This window comes from Cupriavidus sp. 05N40 (assembly GCF_056397305.1).
On record NZ_JBFTND010000391.1, the window covers coordinates 1 to 3,084 of the forward strand.

Annotated in this window: 4 protein-coding genes; all 4 read left to right on the top strand. The window is 57.0% G+C overall.

Annotation, left to right across the window (positions count from 1 at the left end; translation table 11 throughout):
- Positions 1-594, top strand: a 594-nt coding sequence (locus tag AC1DO7_RS40645; RefSeq protein ID WP_477117514.1) for an aldehyde dehydrogenase family protein, incomplete at its 5' end; no start/stop codon positions are given.
- 45 nt (positions 595-639) lie between these two features.
- On the top strand, positions 640-1,653 hold the full coding sequence (locus tag AC1DO7_RS40650; RefSeq protein WP_441649917.1) for an FUSC family protein: 1,014 nt from the start codon (positions 640-642) through the stop codon (positions 1,651-1,653).
- A 104-nt stretch (positions 1,654-1,757) separates the two neighbouring features.
- On the top strand, positions 1,758-2,021 hold the full coding sequence (locus AC1DO7_RS40655; protein ID WP_441623336.1) for a LysR family transcriptional regulator: 264 nt from the start codon (positions 1,758-1,760) through the stop codon (positions 2,019-2,021).
- A gap of 167 nt (positions 2,022-2,188) precedes the next feature.
- Positions 2,189-2,956: a hypothetical protein gene (locus AC1DO7_RS40660; protein ID WP_441623338.1), complete on the top strand. Its 768-nt coding sequence runs from the start codon at positions 2,189-2,191 to the stop codon at positions 2,954-2,956.
- The last annotated feature ends 128 nt before the right edge of the window (positions 2,957-3,084 follow it).

Below are 3,084 nucleotides of genomic sequence, written 5' to 3' on the forward strand. Positions count from 1 at the left end.
TGCACCAATCGCATTCTCGTCCAGGAGTCGATTCATGACGCGTTCGCAGAGCGGCTGGCTGCGGAAGTCACGAAGTTGCGCGTAGGGGACGGCATGGCGACGGGCGTTGACCAGGGCCCGCTCATTGACTACAACGCGCACGAGCGTATGCAAGTTCTTGTCGACGACGCAGTGGCTGGCGGAGCAAATTTGCTCTGTGGGGGATCGCCCGATCCGATCGGGGAGCTTTGCTTCTCCCCGACCGTACTGAGCCGGGTACGCCCTGGTGCCCGAGTCGCGACAGATGAGATCTTTGGACCGTTGGCAGCCCTCTATACATTCCGTGACGAGGAAGAAGCCATCGAGATTGCGAATAGCACCGAGTATGGATTAGCGGGATATGTCTTTACCCGCTCGCTGGCCCGGGCCTGGCGAGTCAGCGAGGCCCTCGAGTGCGGCATGGTTGGAATCAATGCAGGTCTGATCTCATCCGCAACCGTACCCTTCGGCGGAATCAAGCAGTCGGGATACGGCAGGGAGGGCTCCAAATATGGTCTGGATGACTACACCGAGCTCAAGTATTTGTGCATGGCAGGTTTGGAGAGCGAGGTGTAAAAGAGCTGAAACCGGCGTTCGGTCACACTTGGTTTGGAGATGGCGTTGGATACATTGCGTCGCCATATCGGGCGGATTCTTGACCCCTTCGGCCACTTGCGCCAGGCGAAATCATTCCACGCGTTGCGCGTCGGGCTGGCGGTTCTGGCGTCGATTGGCCTGACAACAGGTTTGAAACTGCCGCACGGTGACTGGGCAACTATTACCGTGCTAGTCGTTATTGGCGGCTTCCAGCACCATGGGAATATCCGCACGCGAGGGATTGAGCGTGCGAAGGGTACGCTTCTCGGTGCGTTCATCGGGTTGCTCCTCGTCGCCCAGCAACACTATCTGTCGACTCCGGGTGTCACATACCTGTTGCTAGCGGCAACGTGTGCCTACTGTGCCTACCATGCTATCGGTACGGGTGGCTACGTTGCGCTTCTTGCTGGCGTCACCATCGTGATTGCAGCAGGACATGGTACGAACGATCTTTCGGAAGGCCTGTGGAGGACCATCAACGTTCTTATCGGGACGACGATTGCTCTTCTGCTGTCAATAGCATTGCCTTCTTATGCATTACACGCGTGGAAGCTTCAGCTAGGGCAGCTTTTGCGGCAAGGAGGATATCTGGTCGCTACGGTGGGAGGCGATGAAGTTGGCCATGCTGACCTGAAACGGTGCACTAGTCGCCTGAACGTGGAGCTCATTCAGCTTCGCTCACTCATGGCGTCGGCAGCAAAGGAGTGCTCCATGCGCGCGAGCGCCTTTGAGGACGTGCAGCATAGTCTGCGCATGTGTGTGTGCCTTCTGGAAGTTCTTGCATCCTTTCCAAAACAGAACTTCGGGACCTACCCATGCGATCCGTTCGTTTCGCACTCATCGCCTGGAGGCAGGCTTCGTACGCAATTTGAACGTTTGGCGGACGATTTGAATCATGAGCAGCCACTTGCGCAAGACGGCACCAATCTGGAAGCAGCCGCGACGCTCAATAACGCGTCAACCGTCATCTTCATTCAGTTAGCCGACGAGCTTGTGACGCTTCGGAGCCGACTGCACCCAATCCTCTGGCAGCGATAAACCCTTGCTCGGGTCGCGCTTTCGGTTGGGTTCCGCCTCAGCCACTTTGCCAAGAGCCATCTATTGCAATATTTTCTTACCGCCCTAGCTCGACGAAGGTTGCCATGAGATTGTCGAGTTTGACTGCCCTGCAGATGCTAGAGAGCGCCGCTCGATTCGAGAGCTTTACCCGGACGGCGGCAGAGCTAAAGGTTACCGAAAGCGCTGTCTCCAGGCAGATCCACGCGCTAGAGGACCGGCCAGGCGTATCGCCGTTCCAACGCCTTAGCAAACGTGTTGCTCTCACTCCGGACGGGGATTGCTACGTGCGTGAGATACGAAACGAGCTGAAGGCGATTATTGGTACCGTTTTTCGGGCATGGTGTTAGTTCGCACATGACGCCAAGGCCGTTGGCCAAATGATACGTCGAGGCAAGAGCTGCGAAATCCGATTCTCGTCACCTCCGCCAAGCCTCGCGCTGCTAAACGGCCGATCTGGAATCGGACTGATAAATGCCGACAGCGCTACATCCAGACGATCAGCCGCCTTCGCTAAATGGAGTTCCTCGACCACCGCCACCAAGCAACAAATTGTGGGTCTCTATCATTTTTTAATCTTCTTTGGCGAATAAAAATTCGCGAAAGCGCTCTGGATCCTATCAAAGAATGCGGCTCCAATGGAGTACACCTGCTGAATTTGCACGACGACGCACGTATGGAGGACTATATGCAACTATTCGCGGAAGGGCCGAATGCCTCTAGCGCTCAAGGGCAAGTTGCAGAGGCAGAGAGAACGCAACCAAGCCCTGAGTGCACCTCCGCGATTTCAGGCCAGATCTGCAGCGATGAGATCTACGTGGACACCGACCGAACACTATCGGAATGGCCGGTGAGACATGCATCCCAAACCGCACCTCAGCTAGGCATGGTGCATTTCGCAAAGTCGATCAAGACCGATGTTCCACGAGGCACAGTCGGTCGTTGCGTCGAGAATCCCACTTCGGCTGACCTTTTGCACTATATCCGTGCAATGGTAAAAAGCTTGCGCCGCGCGGCGAACGAGTCTGATGAAAGTCGAGACGAAGGAACGGAGCGCGTACTCGGCGCGCTCCTGCGCAATGCCATGGACAGCGCATCGGTCTTGGACATTGTGGTGACGCTGGGCTGTGCCGCTGAACTATCGCTCTATCCTGAGGATGCAGTCCTCGAACAATGTACGACTGCAGTCCGCGCGGCGGGAAAGACTGCATTGGTAGGGGCTGTGTGGGCGGTGCGCCATCGCTGCGCAAGAGCGGGGGATAGTCGACGGCGGTTCGCCGCCTGATCCGGAGACCGCGCCAAAGCGGGGGCGGACGACCGGACCTCTGCTGAGGGGACAATGAGGTACCTAAAATGCGCGCATAGCTTCCGATCCTGCGCCGGCGACCTCCGTCCTGCAACTTCGAATAGCTC